This is a genomic window from Nocardiopsis lucentensis DSM 44048, assembly GCF_000341125.1.
Taxonomy (GTDB): domain Bacteria; phylum Actinomycetota; class Actinomycetes; order Streptosporangiales; family Streptosporangiaceae; genus Nocardiopsis; species Nocardiopsis lucentensis.
Window position 1 is genome coordinate 1 of sequence record NZ_ANBC01000453.1, and the last position, 18,528, is coordinate 18,528.

16 protein-coding genes and 1 pseudogene are annotated in these 18,528 nt (G+C 70.6%); 7 read left to right on the forward strand and 10 right to left on the reverse strand.

Annotation, left to right across the window (positions count from 1 at the left end):
* Positions 1-196: 196 nt before the first annotated feature.
* Positions 197-466 carry a 30S ribosomal protein S20 gene (gene rpsT, locus D471_RS0115910; protein WP_017599539.1) on the reverse strand — a complete coding sequence of 90 codons (270 nt, stop codon included), beginning with the start codon at positions 464-466 and terminating at the stop codon, positions 197-199.
* A gap of 227 nt (positions 467-693) precedes the next feature.
* The gene (locus tag D471_RS0115915; protein WP_017599540.1) at positions 694-1,668 is read right to left on the reverse strand and encodes a hypothetical protein; all 975 of its coding nucleotides are present in this window, start codon (positions 1,666-1,668) and stop codon (positions 694-696) included.
* 252 nt (positions 1,669-1,920) lie between these two features.
* Between D471_RS0115915 and lepA the strand changes: the two genes are divergently transcribed.
* Entirely contained in the window at positions 1,921-3,759 is a 1,839-nt protein-coding gene (gene lepA, locus D471_RS0115920) for a translation elongation factor 4 (protein WP_017599541.1), read from the forward strand.
* A 131-nt stretch (positions 3,760-3,890) separates the two neighbouring features.
* Here lepA and D471_RS0115925 read toward each other — a convergent pair whose 3' ends face one another.
* From D471_RS0115925 to D471_RS0115940, 4 genes are all read right to left on the reverse strand, one after another.
* Entirely contained in the window at positions 3,891-4,796 is a 906-nt protein-coding gene (locus D471_RS0115925) for a sugar ABC transporter permease (RefSeq protein ID WP_017599542.1), read from the reverse strand.
* Complete coding sequence (locus D471_RS0115930; protein WP_017599543.1) at positions 4,796-6,463, reverse strand: ABC transporter permease subunit; 1,668 nt, start codon at positions 6,461-6,463, stop codon at positions 4,796-4,798. The genes D471_RS0115925 and D471_RS0115930 overlap by 1 nt, the downstream gene beginning before the upstream one ends.
* 2 nt (positions 6,464-6,465) lie before the next feature.
* Complete coding sequence (locus D471_RS0115935) at positions 6,466-7,710, reverse strand: sugar ABC transporter substrate-binding protein (RefSeq protein WP_017599544.1); 1,245 nt, start codon at positions 7,708-7,710, stop codon at positions 6,466-6,468.
* A gap of 320 nt (positions 7,711-8,030) precedes the next feature.
* A complete protein-coding gene (locus D471_RS0115940) occupies positions 8,031-9,632 on the reverse strand; it encodes a glycoside hydrolase family 13 protein (RefSeq protein ID WP_017599545.1) in 1,602 nt (533 codons plus the stop codon).
* Between the two features lie 98 nt (positions 9,633-9,730).
* On the opposite strand from D471_RS0115940, the gene D471_RS0115945 reads away from it, so the two are divergent.
* Together D471_RS0115945 and hemW are read left to right on the forward strand one after the other, a co-directional pair.
* Positions 9,731-10,831, forward strand: coding sequence for a LacI family DNA-binding transcriptional regulator (locus D471_RS0115945; protein ID WP_017599546.1), 1,101 nt, complete (start codon positions 9,731-9,733; stop codon positions 10,829-10,831).
* A gap of 58 nt (positions 10,832-10,889) precedes the next feature.
* Positions 10,890-12,122 carry a radical SAM family heme chaperone HemW gene (gene hemW / locus D471_RS0115950; RefSeq protein WP_017599547.1) on the forward strand — a complete coding sequence of 411 codons (1,233 nt, stop codon included), beginning with the start codon at positions 10,890-10,892 and terminating at the stop codon, positions 12,120-12,122.
* A gap of 15 nt (positions 12,123-12,137) precedes the next feature.
* Here hemW and D471_RS0115955 read toward each other — a convergent pair whose 3' ends face one another.
* Together D471_RS0115955 and D471_RS0115960 are read right to left on the reverse strand one after the other, a co-directional pair.
* On the reverse strand, positions 12,138-12,788 hold the full coding sequence (locus D471_RS0115955) for a DUF4870 domain-containing protein (RefSeq protein ID WP_026127775.1): 651 nt from the start codon (positions 12,786-12,788) through the stop codon (positions 12,138-12,140).
* A gap of 45 nt (positions 12,789-12,833) precedes the next feature.
* A complete protein-coding gene (locus tag D471_RS0115960) occupies positions 12,834-13,163 on the reverse strand; it encodes a DUF4870 domain-containing protein (protein WP_040689877.1) in 330 nt (109 codons plus the stop codon).
* On the opposite strand from D471_RS0115960, the gene D471_RS39535 reads away from it, so the two are divergent.
* Positions 13,152-13,988 (forward strand): hypothetical protein, encoded by an 837-nt coding sequence (locus tag D471_RS39535; RefSeq protein WP_152486333.1) that lies wholly within the window; start codon positions 13,152-13,154, stop codon positions 13,986-13,988. The genes D471_RS0115960 and D471_RS39535 overlap by 12 nt on opposite strands.
* A 105-nt stretch (positions 13,989-14,093) precedes the next feature.
* On the opposite strand, the gene D471_RS0115965 is transcribed toward D471_RS39535, so the two are convergent.
* Positions 14,094-14,933: a DUF3097 domain-containing protein gene (locus D471_RS0115965; RefSeq protein ID WP_026127777.1), complete on the reverse strand. Its 840-nt coding sequence runs from the start codon at positions 14,931-14,933 to the stop codon at positions 14,094-14,096.
* 192 nt (positions 14,934-15,125) lie between these two features.
* Between D471_RS0115965 and hrcA the strand changes: the two genes are divergently transcribed.
* Genes hrcA through D471_RS0115980 form a run of 3 tightly spaced genes read left to right on the forward strand, consistent with a single transcriptional unit; the run spans position 15,126 to position 18,008 of the window.
* Complete coding sequence (hrcA, locus tag D471_RS0115970; protein ID WP_017599550.1) at positions 15,126-16,127, forward strand: heat-inducible transcriptional repressor HrcA; 1,002 nt, start codon at positions 15,126-15,128, stop codon at positions 16,125-16,127.
* 4 nt (positions 16,128-16,131) lie between these two features.
* Complete coding sequence (gene dnaJ, locus D471_RS0115975; RefSeq protein ID WP_026127778.1) at positions 16,132-17,274, forward strand: molecular chaperone DnaJ; 1,143 nt, start codon at positions 16,132-16,134, stop codon at positions 17,272-17,274.
* The gene (locus D471_RS0115980; protein ID WP_017599552.1) at positions 17,271-18,008 is read left to right on the forward strand and encodes a 16S rRNA (uracil(1498)-N(3))-methyltransferase; all 738 of its coding nucleotides are present in this window, start codon (positions 17,271-17,273) and stop codon (positions 18,006-18,008) included. Before dnaJ ends, D471_RS0115980 begins: the two co-directional genes overlap by 4 nt.
* A gap of 95 nt (positions 18,009-18,103) precedes the next feature.
* On the opposite strand, the pseudogene D471_RS40230 reads toward D471_RS0115980, so the two are convergent.
* Positions 18,104-18,528, reverse strand: a pseudogene (locus tag D471_RS40230) (hypothetical protein); the annotation flags it as partial.

The following is an 18,528-nucleotide window of genomic DNA, read 5'->3' on the forward strand; positions in this document are numbered from 1 at the left end:
TGGGTCGCAGGAGTGGCGTCGGACACGGCGCTGAAGGGTCATGTCCCCAACGTTAGGAAGGCGCCTACGCGGTGTCAGCGCCCAATTTCCTTGTGTGGATAACTCCGCGTCCCACCCGGGACCGTCCGCCGCCGGGAACGACGAGGGGCCCGGTCCGGCGAGCTCGCCGGACCGGGCCCCTCGTCAGGGTTCAGCCCTAGGCGGACTGAAGCTGGTGCAGGCGCTGGGCGATCGCGCTCTTGCGGTTCGCGGCCTGGTTCTTGTGGATGACGCCCTTGCTGTGCGCCTTGTCCAGCGCACGCGCGGCGGCGCGCTGGGCGACGACGGCCTGCTCGACGTTGCCGGCCTCGGCGGCCTCACGGAACCTGCGGATGGCCGTCTTCAGCGAAGAGCGCACCGCCTGGTTGCGGACACGAGCCTTCTCGTTCTGCCGAATGCGCTTCTTCTGCGACTTGATGTTCGCCATGCGAAAACGTGCTCCAGTTAATCTTGATCATCGCGCCGGTCCGACCAGCGGCTCAGCTCGTGGGCAGCCGTACCACGAGCGGCCAGCGTGGGCGCCGACACAGGGTGTGTGAGTCCTCAGGGCTCGAATGAACGCGGAGGTCCGAGACACGGACTTCCAGTATGCCGCACGCGCGCACCACTTCGTGCATCCCCGTGCGCTCCCGTTCCCATCGGAACCGGTCCGCCCTAGGAGAGCAGCCACCCCGCCGTGTAGGCCGCCAGGTCCTCCGCGTCGGCCTCGTCCGCCACGTACAGCGCCACGCCCAGGGTCATTCCCTCCGGCGGCTCCACGCGCGTCATCCCCAGACGGATCCCGGTGAGCGCGGTCCCGATCGACTCGGTGTCCTCGACCGGCCCCCAGTCCCCACTCGTGTGGGCCGGCAGCCCGAACCGCACCGTCACCTCGTCCCGGTCCGCCAGAGCCCCCACCCCCTCGGTCACCTGGCGCACCATGAACCCCCCGTACAGCACGTCCATGGGCATGTCGGCGCCCACGCCCGGCAGGACGACCTCGTCCGCGTGTTCGGTCACCCGGTCCAGGTACCCCGCCGACCAGTACTTCTCCTCGCCCTCGGTCACGAACGACGGCACACGCCCGCCCGGTACCAGTTCGACGTGCTGGGCCTGGACCGAGAACACCGCGTCCTCGCCCAGAGCCTCCCGCACCACGCCCATCAGATCCGGTACCGAGGGGTCGTTGACGGTCACGGGCCGGATCTCCAGGTGCAGACCGGCGAAACCGTCCGCGGCGACCTCGGCGGCCCCGGCCGCCAGCGTCGCCCCGGCCTCCTCGTCGAACCGGTCTCTGACCAGTGAGGAGCCCTCCGTCACGTGCCGGAGCCACGCCAGTGCCCGTACGTCCGGGTGCTCGGCCGCCAGCCACGACAGCAGGTCCGCGGTACCGGGCTCGCGTTCGACGCTCCCGTCGGCGCCGATGTCACCCGCGTACACGTACAGCGTGTCCACGCCGCCGGTCGTCAGCAGGGCGTCCAGGGCGCCCGTGTCCTCCCACGAACCCACCCACGCCGCGTCGGCGCCCTGCGACGCCGCCCACGGCGCGGGCTCGCCCGTGAACTGGTATCCCAGGAGCGCCGCCGCTCCCACCAGCAGCACCGCGAGGGCTGCCAGCCCGGCCAGTACCCGTGTCAGAAGCCACCTCAACGGACCGTTTCCTCCCGGTTCTCGCCTCCGCGCGCTCGGCACGCCTCCCGACGGCCCGTTCCCGGCCCCACGTCGCATAATCTGGACACCGGTCCCGAACCCGCGGCCCATACTGCCGTACGGGCCGCGACCGTCCACGGAGAGGACGACCCCGTCCCCGTGGGATGATGGACGACGCCGTCGGACCGAGCCGCGGCGGGGCGGAGCCCACGGCCCGCCCGGGACCCGGACCCAACCTGTGAACGGAGCACGGTGGCACAGCCGAACTGGACCGATCCCGCGCTGATCCGCAACTTCTGCATCATCGCGCACATCGACCATGGCAAGTCGACGCTGGCCGACCGGATGCTCCAGATCACCGGGGTCGTCGAGGATCGTCAGATGCGCGCCCAGTACCTGGACCGCATGGACATCGAGCGCGAGCGCGGTATCACCATCAAGTCGCAGGCGGTGCGGATCCCCTTCACCGCCCTCGACGACAAGACGTACACGCTCGACCTGATCGACACCCCCGGCCACGTCGACTTCACCTACGAGGTGTCGCGCTCGCTGGCCGCCTGCGAGGGCGCCATCCTGCTGGTGGACGCCGCGCAGGGCATCGAGGCGCAGACCCTCGCCAACCTCTACATGGCGCTGGAGAACGACCTCACCATCATCCCGGTGCTCAACAAGATCGACCTCCCGGCCGCGCAGCCGGAGAAGTACGCCGAGGAGCTCGCCGGGATCATCGGCTGCGAACCCTCCGACGTGCTCAAGGTCAGCGCCAAGACCGGTGAGGGCGTCGAGGAGCTCCTCAACGAGATCGTCAACCAGGTGCCGGCGCCCGTCGGCGACGCCGACGCGCCCGCCCGGGCCATGATCTTCGACTCCGTCTACGACACCTACCGCGGCGTCGTCACCTACGTCAGGGTGGTCGACGGCAAGCTCAGCCCCCGCGAGCGCATCCAGATGATGTCGACCAAGGCCTCCCACGAGATCCTGGAGATCGGCGTCAGCTCGCCCGAGCCGCGCAAGTGCGACGGCCTGGGCGTCGGCGAGGTCGGCTACATCATCACGGGTGTCAAGGACGTGCGCCAGTCCAAGGTCGGTGACACGATCACCTCCCTGAACCAGCCCGCGACCGACATGCTCGCCGGGTACCAGGAACCCAAGCCGATGGTCTTCTCCGGCCTGTACCCGATCGAGGGCACCGACTACCCGGTGCTGCGCGACGCCCTGGAGAAGCTCCAGCTCAACGACGCCTCGCTGGCGTTCGAGCCGGAGACCTCCGCCGCGCTCGGGTTCGGTTTCCGCTGCGGTTTCCTCGGTCTGCTGCACCTGGAGATCACCCGCGCCCGACTGGAGCGCGAGTTCAACCTCGACCTCATCTCCACCGCGCCCAACGTGATCTACCGCGTGGAGATGGAGGACGGCACCGAGCACGTGGTGACCAACCCCAGCGAGTTCCCCACCGGGAAGATCGCCAGGATCTTCGAGCCCGTCGTCAAGGGGACGGTGCTCAGCCCGTCCGACTACATCGGCCAGATCATGGAGCTGTGCCAGGACCGGCGCGGCAACCTCCACGGCATGGACTACCTGTCCGAGGACCGCGTGGAGATGCGGTACACGCTGCCCATGGCCGAGATCGTCTTCGACTTCTTCGACCACCTGAAGTCGCGCACCAAGGGCTACGCCTCGCTCGACTACGAGCCCACCGGCGAGCAGGAGTCCGATCTGGTCAAGGTGGACATCCTGCTCCAGGGTGAGGCGGTGGACGCCTTCTCGGCGATCGTGCACAAGGAGAAGGCGTACGCGTACGGCGTCGAGATGACCAAGAAGCTGCGCGAACTCATCCCGCGGCAGCAGTTCGAGGTGCCCGTCCAGGCGGCCATCGGCGCCCGCGTGATCGCCCGGGAGAACATCCGCGCCATCCGCAAGGACGTGCTCGCCAAGTGCTACGGCGGTGACATCAGCCGTAAGCGCAAGCTGCTGGAGCGGCAGAAGGAGGGCAAGAAGCGCATGAAGATGGTCGGCCGCGTGGAGGTCCCCCAGGAGGCCTTCATCTCCGCCCTGTCCACCGACTCCGGCGGCGAGGACAAGAAGAAGAAGTAGGTCCTCGGCCCCGTGTCCGCCGGAGCGGCGGACACGGGGCGTCACACGGCCGAGCCCGCGAGGCGGCGAGAACGGGAAAGGGGGAGCGTCCCGCACGGGACGCTCCCCCTCACGCGTGGGGCCGGTGCCCCTCAGCCCTTGACGGCTCCCGAGGTCAGACCCTCGGTGATGAACCGCTGGAGGAACCAGAACACCGCCAGCGTCGGCAGGGACAGCATGATCGCGCCCACGGCGAACATCCCGAAGTTGGCGTTGCGCTGTGAGGCCACCAGTTGGTACAGCCCCAGCCCCAGCGTCTTGGAGTCCGTGTCGCGCAGGAACACGCTCGCCATCAGGAACTCGTTGATGGTGGCGATGAACACCAGCAGCGCCACGATCGCCAGGACCGGCGTGACCAGCGGGAGCATGATGCGGAAGAACACCTGCGCGTGGGTGGCCCCGTCCATCTGGGCCGACTCGTCCAGCTCCTTGGGGACGGTGTCGAAGAACCCCTTCATCAGCCACGTGTTGATGCTGAGCGCGCCTCCGAGGTACACGAGCAGCAGCCCCCAGCGGGTGTCGAACCCGATCGCGGGGTAGTACTCGCCGAGGGTGGAGAACATCAGGTAGATCGCCACGATCGCCAGGAACTGCGGGAACATCTGGATCACCAGGAGCCCGATCAGCCCCACCCGGCGCCCCTTGAACCGCATCCGGCTGAACGCGTACGCCGCCAGAGCCGACAGCAGTACCGTCACCGCGGCGTTGGTGAGCGCGAAGAACAGCGAGTTCGCGTACCACGTGGTGAACGGCGTGTTCTGGAACAGGTCCCGCGCGTTGCCCAGGCTCGCCCCCGTCGGCCACAGCTCGGCGCTGCTCAGTGTTCCCACCGGGTTGAGCGCGGCCGAGACCACGAACAGCACGGGGAAGAGCGCGAAGACCGCGACCAGCCACATGACCGCGTGCCGCCAGCCCAGGCGGGTGACCCACAGGGCGAAGCCAGCCGCCGCGGTGCGCCGGTAGCGGGTCGGCGCCGTCGGCCCGATGCTCGCCGTCATCAGTTCACCTCCTTGAGTGCCCGGCTCCGCCACAGGCTCACCACGGAGATCACCGAGACGATGACGAAGATCATCACCGACAGCGCGGCCGCGTACCCGTACTGGGCGGTGGCCTCGTTGAACGCCAACCGGTACGTGTAGGTGATGAGCAGGTCCGTCGCGCCGGCCGTGGAGTTGTCGGCGAAGAGCGGGCCGCCGCGGGTCAGCAGCCACACGGCGTTGAAGTTGTTGAAGTTGAACGCGAACACGGCGACCAGGATCGGGGTCATCGCCACCATGAGCAGGGGCAGCGTGACGTGCCGGAAGGACTGCCAGGCGTTCGCGCCGTCGATGCGCGCCGCCTGTTGCAGTTCGCGCGGGATGGCCTGGAGCGCGCCCGTGGCCACGAGGAACATGTACGGATAGCCGAGCCACACGTTGGTGAGGATGACGGCGGCGCGTGCGCTCCACGGGGTGCCGAACCAGTCCACGTCGAGCCCGAGCATGCGGTTGAACAGCCCGAAGTCGGTGTTGAACATGTCCCGCCACAGCAGGTACATGGCCAGCGAACTCATGGCGTAGGGCAGGACCACCAGGATGCGGTACAGGACCTTGCCACGCATGCGGGGCACGTGCAGGGTCAGCGCCACGGCCAGGCCCACCACGAAGACCAGGAACGTCACGGAGACGGCGAAGACGATGTTCCACACCAGGATGCCGAAGAACGACGCGGCGAAGGACGGGTTGAGCAGGAAGCGGGCGAAGTTGTCCAGGCCCACGTTCACCTGCCAGCCCTGCGGGAGCCGGTCGCCCTCCTCGTCGACGAACGCGCCGAGCTCGTCGTCGGCGGTGTAGACCCGGCCGGTCTCGGTGTCGGTCACGCAGTCGCACTCGGCGTCGTAGACGCGGACGGCGCTCCCCTCGAAGGCGGTCGACAGTCCGCTGGAGCGGATGCCCGCACCGCTGTCGGTCGGGACCGCGAACTCCTCCAGTTCGTCGCTGCGTGTGTTGACCTGGGCCGGGGTGAGGATCGTGTAGCCGAACGCCTCGGTGACCTTGCCGGAGGCCGGGTCGACGGTGGCGCCGCCGAGGTCCTCGAGACCGTCGGTCGTTCCGGCGTAGGTCGCCCCCTCGGGGTCGGTGAGCAGGAAGACCAGCGATCCCGTCTCGGGGTCGCCCGTGGTGGCGACCGTCAGGGCGTACTCCTCGGAGTCGGCCGTGCGGGTCACGGACATCGACTCGATGGAGTTGATCGCCTGCTCCTTGTCTCCGCGGTGACCGTCACTCATGTTGGTCACGGAGGTGCTCATCGTGTAGAGCACCGGGAGGATCTGGAAGGCCATCAGGAACAGCACCCCGGGCACCAGGTACTTGGCCGGGACCGTGCGCTTGGACAGGTAGACGTAGTAGACGAGGCCCAGCACGGCGAGGACCAGCCCGATGCCGAGCCAGTTGCCGCCGAGGTAGAGGGGGAGTACCGCCCACACGCCCAGGGCGGTGAACAGCCCCAACAGGCCGATCTTGACGACCCGTCCCGCCAGCGACCCGTCGCCGGCCCAGCGCCCGCCCGGCAGCGGTGGCCGGGAGACACCGCGCCGAGGGCGTCCGTCGAGGGTGGTGGAGGGGGACGGGCGGGCGGGCGCCCCCTGCTCGGGGGCGCCCTCCTTGTCGGAACCGGAGACCGTCACGACTACTCGCCGATCTGCTCGGAGATCGTCTGCGCCGCGGCCTCCATCGCCTCGCGCACGTCCCCGCCGCCGATGATCTCGGCCTGCGCGACGCCCAGAGGCTGCCAGGTCTCACCCATCTCCGGGATGGACGGCATCGGCATGCCCTCGGCGCCCGCCTCGGAGATCGCGGCGACGTTGGGGTCGTCCGTGGAGACGCTCTCCAGGGCGTCGGTCTGGACCGGGACGCGCGGGTCGACCTCGTACAGGCCGAGGATGAAGTCGGTGTCGGTGACGAGGGTGGTCACGAACTCCTCGGCGAGCGCGGAGTTGGCGCTGCCCTCGGTCACGAAGAAGCCTTGGTAGCCGATGTAGGGCTGGGCGGGGCCGCCGTCCGTGAAGCCCGGGACGGGGCTGATCGCGTAGTCGATCCCGGACTCGTCGGCGCCGGCCAGGTCCCACGGGCCCGCGACGAGGAAGGCCGCCTCCTCGTCGAAGAACAGGCTGGCGTAGTTCTGGATGGTGATGGAGCGGCGGATCACGCCCTCGCCCGCCTCGCCGTACTCGGCGATCTGCTCCATGGCCTCGATCGACTCGTCGGTGCCGACGCCGAGGTCGCTCGGGTCCCAGGTGCCGGTGTCGTCCTGCCCGAAGAGGTAGCCGCCGGCGGAGGTGAACAGGGTGTTCATCCGGTAGGGGTCGCCCTCCTGGCCGACCGCCATGGACAGGACCTCGCTGACCTCGCCGTCCTCCTTGAGCTGGGAGCCGACCTCGACCATGTCCTCGAAGGTCTGCGGGGCGTCCGGTGCGAGCGCGGTGTTGCGCAGCAGGAAGAGGTTCTCCTGGGCGTAGGGGACACCGAAGAGCTGCCCGTCGAACGACATGGCCTCCAGGGAGGTCTCGTCGAGCAGGGCCGCCCGGTCCTGGGGGAGCTCGATGGGCTGGACGGCGCCGTTGCGCACCAGGTTGCCGGTCCAGTCGTGGGCGCCGATGAAGATGTCCGGGGCGTTGCCGGCCTGGTGGGCGTTGAGCACGTCCCCCTGCATGTCCTCGAAGGCCACGCTGTCCACGCTCACGTTGATGCCGTTGGCCTCGGAGAACTGCTCGGCCGCGGCCTGGACGGCGTCGGCGCGCTCGGGGTCGGTCCAGACGACGAGTTCTCCCTGGGCCGTGGTCTCACCGCCGTCACCCGTGTCGCCGCCGCAGGCGGTCGCCGCCAGGGCGATCGCGGCGAGACCTGCGAACGCCGGTGCGCTGCGGAATCTCATGGTGTCTTCCCTCCGAGAGGCCGTACAGATGGGGGCGCGCACATGTTGGGCCGGGAGCCTGGTGTGTCACATCATGCGCGGTGATGTGACATTAGCAATAACTTGCAAAGAATGAAAGGTTTTGCAGGCCTCGTGGATAAAGATGCGGAAACGTCCGGGAAACAGACTGATGGAGCAACGACGTTCGGTGACATATGAGTGACCATTGGTCATCGCTCCACGTTGTGGGGACCGGGTGTACCGGGTGGAGCGGAGGGGACGCCGGGTGCGGCGCCGAACGACGGGACCCGTGTTCGGCGCCGCACCCGCACAGTGAGTGGCTAGGCCCGGATCCACACGGCCGTGTCGCCGGGCAGCGTCAGAGAGCCACCGGAGGGGCCCTCCACCGTGCCGCTGGCGGCGAGCACCTCGCCGTCGGCCGCGATCTCCGCCGGCTCCTCGCCGAGGTTGACCGCGCACCGCACACCCGGTTCACGCTCGAAGTACAGCACGTTCTCCGGAGCGTCCAGCCAGGTCATGGGGCCGTCGCCGAGCGCCTCCAGCTCACGCCGCAACCGCAGCGCGTGCCTGTACAGCTCCAGCGTCGAACCCTCGACACCGCGCTGGGAGGCGCGGGAGAGCCCGCCCCACCCCTCCGGCAGTGGCAGCCACGGCTCGGAGCCCTCGGGGCCGAAACCACAGGGTGAGGGTCCCTCCGTCCACGGCAGCGGCACCCGGCAACCGTCGCGGCCGCGTTCGGTGCGGCCCGAACGCTCCCACGTCGGGTCCTGCAGCGCGTCCTCGGGCAGGTCCGTGACCTCGGGAAGTCCCAGCTCCTCGCCCTGGTACAGGTAGACCGAGCCGGGAAGGGCCAGCATGAGGAGCGTGGCGGCGCGTGCTCTGCGCAGCCCCTGCTCGCCCCCGCCGAAGCGGGTCACGTGGCGGGTCACGTCGTGGTTGGACAGCACCCACGTGCTCGGAGCCCCCACCGCGCCGTTGGCGGCCAGCGAGCGGTCGACGACCTCCCGCAGGCGACCGGCCTCCCACGGCGCGGTCAGGTACTCGAAGTTGAACGCCTGGTGCAGCTCGTCGGGGCGCAGGTAGCGGGCGATCCGGTCGGCGTCCTCCACCCACGCCTCGGCCACCATGGCGCGGTCACCGGGGTACTCGGCGACGATCGCCGCCCAGCGGCGGTAGATCTCGTGTACGCCGTCCTGGTCGAAGTAGGGCAGGGTCGTGCTGCCGTCGAGCAGGTCGGCCTTGGCGTTCTCGGCGATGTCGGGCAGGGCCGGGTCCTTGACCATGCCGTGCGCGACGTCGATGCGGAACCCGTCCACGCCGCGCTCCAGCCAGAACCGCAGCACGTCGTCGAACTCGTCGTGGACCTCCGGGTTGGTCCAGTCGAAGTCGGGCTGTTCGGCGTCGAACAGGTGCAGGTACCACTGCTCGGGTGTGCCGTCGGGGCGCTTCAGGCGGGTCCAGGCCGGGCCGCCGAAGATCGACTTCCAGTTGTTGGGCGGCTGCTCGCCGTCGGGGCCCAGGCCGTCCCGGAACAGGTAGCGGGCCCGCTCGGGGCTGCCCGGTTCGGCGGCCACGGCCTCGCGGAACCAGCGGTGCGCCGACGAGGAGTGGTTGGGCACGATGTCGATGATCACGCGGAGGTCGAGGTCGTGGGCGGCCGCGAGCAGGGCGTCGAAGTCCTCCAGAGTGCCGAAGCGCGGGTCGACGTCGCGGTAGTCGGCGACGTCGTAGCCTCCGTCGGCGAGCGGGGAGACGTAGAAGGGCGTCAGCCAGATCGCGTCGACCCCCAGTTCGGAGAGGTGGGGGAGGCGCTCGCGGATGCCGGCCAGGTCGCCCTCCCCGTCGCCGTTGGAGTCGGCGAAGCTGCGCACGTAGATCTGGTAGATGGCGGCGTCGCGCCACCAGTGTGCCTGGAGCTCCATGAAACGGGGGTCCTTCCCAGTGGGCGTCTGCAACTTCTTGCGCAAGATTACCGCTTACTTGCGTCCGTGTGACGACGATCTCGACTAGAGTTGTCCGCATGGGTCCACGACTTGCCGACATCGCGCGGCACGCAGGCGTCAGCGAGGCGACGGTCTCGCGGGTGCTCAACGACAAGCCCGGCGTCGGCAGCGACACCCGCAAGGCTGTCCTGACGGCACTGGACGTCCTCGGCTACGAGCGGCCCGCGCGGCTGCGGCAGCGCTCGGCGGGGCTCGTCGGGATGGTCATCCCGGAGCTGGAGAACCCGGTCTTCCCGATGTTCGCCCAGGCGGCCGAGGGCGCCCTCGCCCAGCGCGGCTACACCCCCGTCCTGTGCACCCAGACCCCCGGCGGGATAACGGAGGACGAGTACGTGGAGCTCCTGCTGGAGCGCAACGTCTCCGGCATCCTCTTCGTCTCCGGCCGCCACGCCGACACCTCCTCCTCCCACGAGCGCTACCAGGCCCTCGTCACCCGCCGCCTGCCCATCGTGCTCGTGAACGGGTACGCCGACACCGTCCCCGCCGCCTTCATCTCCTGCGACGACCGGGAGGCGGGCCGCCAGGCCGTCAACCACCTGGTCGCCCTGGGACACACGCGGATCGGTTTCACCAGCGGCCCCGAGCGCTACGTCCCCGTCCGTCGCAAGCTCGACGGCTACCGCCAGGCGCTGGCCCAGCACGGCCTGGACGGCGACGACCTGGTGGAACTGTCCCTGTTCGGCGTCGAGGGCGGCCACGCCTCGGCCACCCGGCTCATCGAGCGCGGCGTCACCGCGATGGTCTGCGGCTCCGACATGATGGCCCTGGGCGCCATCCGCGCCGCCCGCCAGCGCGGGCTGCGCGTCCCCGAGGACTTCTCCGTGGTCGGCTACGACGACTCCCAGCTCATCGCGTTCACCGACCCGCCGCTGACCACGGTCCGCCAGCCGGTCAACGCGATGGCGCTGGCCGCGGTCCGCGCGCTGTGCGACGAGATCGCCGGACACCCCGTCTCCCACACCGAGTACCTCTTCGACCCGGAGCTGATCGTGCGCGGTTCCACGGCCGTCGCCTCGCCCCGCGCCAGCGCCCCCGTCCAGGCCAGGGTGGCCTCTCCCGCGGAGGCGCGTACCGTGGACGGCTCCCGAACCGCCCGGGAGGCGTCCCCGCGCGTGTGAGCCGCGCGAGCCCGCGAGGCCGTAGGAAACACGCCTCCGGGTCGGCGACACTGGAGGTATGCCTTCCGTTGCCCTCGATGGCGATCCCGTCCCGCGGACCGGGGACCTGCCCGCTCCCTCACTCGCCGAGCTCGGCGACCGACCGCTCGGGTTCTACGTTCACGTGCCGTTCTGCGTCACGCGCTGCGGCTACTGCGACTTCAACACCTACACCGCCGACGAACTGGTCTCGCGGGACGGCACCGCCACCTCCTCCCGAGAAACCTATGCCGACCAGGCGGTCGCCGAGGTCGAGCTGGCCGACCGCGTCCTGAGCGGAGACCGGCCCGAGGTGAGCACGGTGTTCGTCGGCGGAGGGACGCCGACCCTGCTCCCCGCGGAGGACCTGGGACGGGTCATCGCCGCGATCCGCGACCGCTTCGGCCTGGCCGCCGACGCCGAACTGACGACGGAGGCCAACCCGGAGACCGTCGACCCCGGTTATCTGGCGCGGCTGCGCGAGGCCGGGTTCACCCGTGTCTCCTTCGGAATGCAGAGCGCCCGACCGCACGTGCTGAGGATTCTGGAGCGCGGGCACACCCCCGGGCGGCCGGAGCGGTGCGTCCAGTGGGCCCGGGCGGCCGGCTTCGAGCACGTCAACCTCGACCTGATCTACGGCACCCCCGGCGAGGGCGACGACGACTGGGCCGCTTCCCTGGAGGCCGCGATCTCGGCCGCGCCCGACCACGTGTCGGCCTACTCGCTGATCGTGGAGGAGGGCACCCGCCTGGCCGCCCGAGTTCGCCGGGGAGAACTCGCCGAACCCGACGACGACACCATGGCCGACCGTTACCTCATGGCCGACGAGGCCCTCGCCAAGGCCGGGTTCACCCCCTACGAGGTGTCCAACTGGGCGCGCAGCCCCGAGGGACGCAGCAGGCACAACCTGCTGTACTGGACCGGCGGCCACTGGTGGGGCGTCGGCCCGGGCGCGCACAGCCATGTCGGCGGCACCCGCTGGTGGAACGTCAAACACCCCGCCGCCTACGCCGCGCGCCTGGCGGCGGGATCGAGTCCCGGCCAGGCGCGCGAGGTGCTCACGGCCGAGGAGCGCCGCTTCGAGCGCGTCCTGCTGGAACTGCGGGTGGCGGACGGGTGCCCGCTGGACCTGTTGGAGCCGCACGGGCGTGCGGCGGCCAGGCACGCCGTGGCGGAGGGTTTGCTCGACGCCGTCGCGCACGACGGCGGGCGCGCCGTCCTGACCCGCCGGGGTCGCCTGCTCGCCGACGCCGTGGTCCGGGACCTGACCTGACCCGCGCGGTACGGACTACTTCACCCAGTTGACGTTGAACGGGTAGCGGTACCATTCGCCCCGGTTGGCGGCCACGCCGCCGAGGATCCCCAGGACCAGGCAGACCACGGCGACGACAACCCACGTCAGTATGCCGATGAGCACGATCGTCAACAGCCAGGACACCACGATGCCGATCGTGACGAGGATCTGGAAGTTGAGCGCCTGGACCGACTGGTCGCGGACGAACGGTGACTCGTCCTTCTTGACGAGGAACACGATCAGCGGGACGATCCAGCCGAACCCCGAGAAGAAGAAACCGGCCAACCCGCCGCCCAGGTGGGCGATCAGGCCCATCTGCCGTTCGGCCTGGTTGGGCTGGCCGGTCGTGGCCGAGGAGGGCTCGAAGCCGCCCTGCGGGTATCCACCGGGCTGGTAGCCCCCCTGCGGGTATCCGCCGGGAGGGTAACCGCCCTGCTGGTGCCCTCCGGGAGCGTGGCCACCGGGAGGCGGACCGTAGCCGGTTTCCCCGCCGGGCGGATGGGTACCCGGCGAAGGCCCGTACCCGGGCTGCTCGTCGCCCCGCGGACCGGCGGGAGGCGGCTGCCCGCCGCCGCCCTCCTGACCTTGGCGCCGCCGCTCCCGGTCGTCGGGCTCCTCTGGAGGTGGTGTGTTCGGGTGCGACATGGCGGTGTCCCTTCGTGCTGACTCACTCAGACACTCTCGGGGGGACTACTTCAGGAGACGGATGCTCATCGGGTAGCGGTACGTGGTCCCCTTGTTGGCCCTGGACGCTCCCATGACCCCGAAGACGATCGCGAGGATCCAGATCAGCGCGATCAGTACGGAGCCGATCCAGGCCAGCCCTGGGAAGAAGATACCCAGTCCGATGAAGACCACGCAGGTGAAAACGTAGGGGATGAGCAGGGTGAGCTGGAAATTCGCCGCCTCGGACGCGTGGTGGCGCACGACCGGGGACTGGTTGCGCTTGGCCAGGTAGATCGCCAGCGGGGGGATCCAGCCCAGGAAGGCGATCACGAACCCGGACAGGTGCGCCATCATCGACACCAGGGTGCCGTCGTCTCCGCCGCCCATCGGCACCGGCCCCTGGCCGCCGGGCTGCCCGTAGGCGGCCGGACCACCCGGGAACGGGGGCTGCTGGGGCTGGCCGGGCTGTCCCGGATGCGGAGCGAACGCCTGCTGCGCGGGGTCGGGCTGGGGCGCGTACGCCTGGGGCTGCGCGTACCCCTGCTGCGCGGGGTCGGGCTGGGGCGCGTAGGAGGGGTGGCCGCCGGAGTGCTGGCCGTGGACGGGCTGGCCCGGCTGGGCCATGCCAGGCTGGGGCGCGTACGGCGACTGCCCGGCCGCGGGCTGGGCGTATCCCTGGGGTACGGGCGGCTGCTGGGCGTACCCCTGCTGCGGCTGTCCCGGGGCGGCGGGCGGTGGTGCGAAGCCCGGCTGACCGCCCGACGGCTGCTGCTCCTGTCCCGGCTGACCCTGGAACTGCTGCTGCGCGGGCTGCTGGTGGGGGCCCTGCTGGTCGACCTGGGGTGGGTGGGGGGACTGCCCACCGGACGGGTGTCCGTACGCCGCCTGGGCACCCGAGGGCTGGCCGCCCTCCGGCTGCGGGGCGTACGGAGACTGGGCTCCGGAGGACTGCGCGTCCGGCTGGGGCGCGTACGCCTGCTGCGGGTACGCCTGGGGCTGCACGTACCCCTGCTGCGCGGGGTCGGGCTGGGGCGCGTAGGGGGACTGCTCGCCCGACGGCTGCGCCTGACCGGGCTGGGCGGGCGCCTGGGGCTGTGCGGGCTGCTGGCCCTGCGGGTCCTCCGGGGACGGGGGGTTCGTCGGGGTCTCGCTCATGCTCTTCCTTGGCTCCGCTGCTGAGGGGCGGTTGTTGTCTGTGGGGCTGTACCGACGACCGGGGAGGGCCCGAGACGGGCGACCGGCACGACCGGACGCGGTGTCCTCGCCGTCGCCTGCACTGAAATCCTAGTGTTCACCCGGATGCGGTCCCGTGACGAAGTCGATGAGCTCCTCGACCCGACCGAGCAGCGACGGCTCCAGGTCGGCGTAGGAGCGTACCGAGCCCAGGATCCGGCGCCAGGCCTCACCGGTCTCCATCCGCCACCCCAGGGCGCGGACGACCCCCTCTTTCCAGGGCGTCCCCCGCGGAACCTCCGGCCAGCGCTCGATCCCCAGGGCTCGGGGGCGCACCGCCTGCCAGACGTCGACGTAGGGGTGACCGGCCACCAGGACGTGGTCACCGCGCACCCGTTCGGTGATCCTGCTCTCCTTGGAGCCGGGGACGAGGTGGTCCACCAAGACCCCCAACCGACGGCCGGGACCGGGGGAGAAGTCCGCGACGATCGAGGGCAGGTCGTCGACCCCCTCCAGGAACTCTACGGCCACACCCTCCACGCGGAGGTCGTGCCCCCAGACCTTCTCCACGAGCTCGGCGTCGTGCGCGCCCTCGACGTAGATCCGGCTCTCCCGGGCGGTGCGCGCCCTGGCGTCCGTCACCGCGATCGAGCCCGACGCGCTGCGCAGCGGTCCCCTCGGCGCGGCCGTGGGACGCACCAGCGTGACCGGTTGCCCGTCGACCAGGAACGCCGCCGGTCCCAGATCGAACACCCGGCGGCGGCCGTGCCGGTCCTCCAGGGTCACGGTCGCCTTGTCCCAGGCCACCACGGCTCCGCAGAACGTCTCCTCCGCGTCCTCCACGACCAGGTCCCGGCTCAGGGGCGTCTCGGGGATCTCCCGCCTCCTGGGTCGACGCCAGTCCCCGGCCAGAACGTCACGGCCGTAGCGGCCGGTTCCCTTAGGTGCCACGGTCGTGCAGTCTACTGGTGTGGCCCGCGACGCGGTCGGTGCCGCCTTCCCCGGCGCGGTCGGCACCCGGGCCGTGGCCGGCGGGGAAGATCGGGGTCCGCCGGGGGTGTTACTACCGGTGGGTAGCAGACCGCGTTTGCGACCGGGCTTAGAATTAGCACTGAGGACCACGGAGTGCCAGGAGGTGGCGAGTTGCTGGATGAGCGCAAGCTCGCGGTCCTGCGTGCCGTCGTCGAGGACTTCGTCAACACCAACGAACCCGTTGGCTCCAAGGCCCTCGCGGACCGGCACCCCCTCGGGGTTTCACCCGCGACCATCCGCAACGACATGGTCGCCCTCGAGGAGGACGGCTACATCACCCAGCCGCACACCAGTGCCGGCCGTGTGCCCACGGACAAGGGTTACCGGCTCTTCGTGGACCGCCTCTCCTCGGTCAAGCCGCTCTCGGCCGCCGAACGGCGGGGCCNCACGGGCGCGGTGGACCTCGACGAGATCGTCGCGCGTACGGTGCGTCTGCTGGCCCAGCTCACGCGCCAGGTCGCGATCGTGCAGTACCCGTCCCTGACCCGTTCCTCGGTGCAACACGTGGAACTGGTGCCCCTCGGTGGCCCGCGGCTCATGATGGTCGTGATCACCAACACGGGCAGGGTCGAACAGAGGGTCATCGACGGACTGGGCTCGGTGAGTGAGAGCGCCGTCAACGACCTGCGCGCCATGCTCAACCGGGCCATCGCGGGACGCCTCCTCGGTGACGTCCCCGACGCGGTGGACGCCCTGCCCGCGCAGGTCGACCCGGAGCACCGGCACATGGCGGTGTCGGTGCTGTCGATCCTGCTGGAGAGCCTCGTGGAACGCCATGAGGAGAAGATCGTCCTGGCGGGCACCGCCAACCTCGCGGCGGTGGACTTCGCCGCCAGCCTGCGGGACGTGTTGGAAGCGCTGGAAGAGAACATGGTCCTCATCCGTTTGCTGGGTGAGGCGAAGGACCCTTCGATGCTGACCGTGCGCATCGGCGAGGAGAACTTCCACGAGGGTCTGCGGTCCACCTCCATCGTGTCAGCCGACTATGGCGTGGGAAACCAGTCGCTGGCCAAGATCGGAGTCGTGGGTCCCACCCGGATGGACTACCCGGGAACGATGGGCGCCGTACGTGCGGTGGCTCGGTATGTCGGACAGATTTTGGCAGGACAGTAACTCAGTGGCCAGAGACTATTACCAGGTTCTCGGGGTGCGTCGTGACGCGTCCAAGGACGAGATCAAGAAGGCGTACCGGCGGCTCGCGCGCGAGCTGCACCCGGACATCAACCCCGACCCCGCGACCCAGGAGCGCTTCAAGGAGGTGACCCAGGCCTACGAGGTCCTCTCCGACGAGAACAAGCGTCAGATGTTCGACATGGGCCAGGACCCCTTCGCTCCGGCCGGTGGCGGCGGCGCCGGAGGCTTCGGCGGCGCGGGCGGCTTCGCGTTCGACGACATCATGAACGCGTTCTTCGGCGGCGGGCAGCCCGGCGCGCGCGGACCGCGCGAACGGGTCCGCCGCGGACGCAGTATCAAGATCCGCGTCGAGCTGGACCTGAAGGAGACCGCCTTCGGCGTCAGCAAGGACATCACCTTCCCCACGGCGATCCTGTGCGAGACCTGCCAGGGCGAGGGGACGGCCGCGGGTTCGCACCGCACCACGTGCGAGATGTGCCACGGCCAGGGCGAGGTCTCCCAGGTCACGCGTTCCTTCCTCGGCCAGGTCATGACCTCGCGCCCCTGTCCTCAGTGCTCGGGCCAGGGCACGGTCATCACCGACCCCTGCGCCGACTGCGCGGGCGAGGGCCGGGTGCGCGAGAAGGTCACCCGCACGGTGAAGATCCCGGCCGGCGTCGACGACGGCACCCGCATCCAACTCGCGGGCGAGGGTGAGGTGGGCCCCAACGGAGGGCCGCGCGGCGACATCATCCTGGAGATCATCCAGCGCCCGCACCCCACCTTCGAACGGCGGGGCGACGACCTGCACTGCACCGTGACCGTGCCCATGACCGCCGCCGCGCTGGGCGCCTCCTTCGCCTTCGACACCCTCGACGGCACGGAGAACATCGACCTGCGCCCCGGCACCAACTCCGGGCACGTCATCACCCTGCCGAACAAGGGCGTCACCCACCTGGACGGGGGAGGCCGCGGTGACCTGCGCATCCGCGTCGACGTGGAGACCCCCTCCAAGCTCGACGAGGAGCAGGAGGCGCTGCTGCGCAAGTTCGCCGAACTGCGTGGTGAGGACCAGTCGCCCGGGCGCTTCAGCCCCGGCCACGGCGGCTTCTTCGCCAAGATCCGCGACGCCTTCGGAGCCAAGTGACCCCGGCGGTCTTCCTGGTCGACACCGCCGAACTGGCGGCCGACCGAGTCGAGGTCACGGGTCCCGAGGGGCGGCACGCCGCCGTCGTGCGCCGGATCCGCGAGGGTGAGACGGTGGACCTGTCCGACGGACTCGGAAGGCGTGCCCGTTGCACGGTGACCGGGGTCGCCAAGGACGGGATCGTCTGCGCGGTGGTCGAACGCTGGGAGGAGCCTGAGCCCCGCCCGCGGCTGACCGTCGTCCAGGCCCTGCCCAAGGGCGACCGCGGGGAACTGGCCGTGGAGATGATGACCGAGGCCGGGGTGGACGCGGTCGTCCCCTGGGCAGCCGAGCGCTGTATCACCCGATGGAAGGGCGACCGGGCGGCCAAGTCCCTGGGCAAGTGGCGCGCCGCCGCCCGCGAGGCGGCCAAGCAGGCGCGGCGCGGGCGGCTGCCGGAGGTGGCCGGTTTGGCCGACCGCGCGGCCGTGGCGAAGCTGCTGGCCGAGGCCGACCTCGCGGTCGTCCTGCACGAGGACGGTGCCCAGCGCCTGGCCGACATGGATCTTCCCGACGGTGAGGGAACGGAGATCGTCCTGGTCGTCGGTCCCGAGGGCGGTTTCTCCGAGGCCGAACTCGAGGCCTTCGCCGAGGCCGGGGCGGTGCCGGCGCTGCTGGGACCGACGGTCCTGCGCACCTCCACCGCGGGGGTGGCCGCGCTGTCGGTGCTCCAGGCGCGCACCGGGCGCTGGTAGTAGGGGAGAGGCCGGAGCCGGCACGAAGACGACGAGGGGCGGCCACGGAATCCGATTCCGTGGCCGCCCCTCGTGCGTGCCCTGGCGGAACACGGTCAGTTCTGCGGGGTCTCCGCCGTGCCGCCGTCCGTGCCGCTGCCGCCGGTGCTGTCGTCGGTGGGCTCGTCGCCGCCTCCGGTGTCCTGCGAACCGTCGTCCCCGGAGGCGCCGTCCTCACCGGTGCCGTCCGTGGCTCCGTCGGTGTTCTCGTCCGTGGGTTCGTCGTCGGCGGTGGTGCAGTCGTCCGTCCCGGCTTCGTCGGACGTCTGCCCCTCGCTCTCGCCGTGTCCGGGGCTCGCCTCCTCGGAGGGGGCCGGTCGGCCGGGGGAGCAACCATCGGTCGCGGTGGCCTCCTCCGTCGGAGCGGACGGCTCGGCCGAGGCGGTGGGCGTGGGGGTGGGGTCCTTCGCGGGCTCCGGTTCGGGAGCAGCCACCCCCGAGCCCGCGTCGGGGGCGGGCTCGGCGGGGGGCGGCTCCCCCC

Excerpts from the sequence above, each read along its gene's own strand:
- D471_RS0115925 (WP_017599542.1), bottom strand. The coding sequence starts at position 4,796 with ATGACGGCGAGCATCGGGCCGACGGCGCCGACCCGCTACCGGCGCACC.
- rpsT (WP_017599539.1), bottom strand. The coding sequence starts at position 466 with ATGGCGAACATCAAGTCGCAGAAGAAGCGCATTCGGCAGAACGAGAAG.
- D471_RS0115940 (WP_017599545.1), bottom strand. The coding sequence starts at position 9,632 with ATGGAGCTCCAGGCACACTGGTGGCGCGACGCCGCCATCTACCAGATC.
- D471_RS0115955 (WP_026127775.1), bottom strand. The coding sequence starts at position 12,788 with ATGTCGCACCCGAACACACCACCTCCAGAGGAGCCCGACGACCGGGAG.
- D471_RS0115960 (WP_040689877.1), bottom strand. The coding sequence starts at position 13,163 with ATGATGGCGCACCTGTCCGGGTTCGTGATCGCCTTCCTGGGCTGGATC.
- hemW (WP_017599547.1), top strand. The coding sequence starts at position 10,890 with ATGCCTTCCGTTGCCCTCGATGGCGATCCCGTCCCGCGGACCGGGGAC.
- D471_RS0115945 (WP_017599546.1), top strand. The coding sequence starts at position 9,731 with ATGGGTCCACGACTTGCCGACATCGCGCGGCACGCAGGCGTCAGCGAG.
- D471_RS0115935 (WP_017599544.1), bottom strand. The coding sequence starts at position 7,710 with ATGAGATTCCGCAGCGCACCGGCGTTCGCAGGTCTCGCCGCGATCGCC.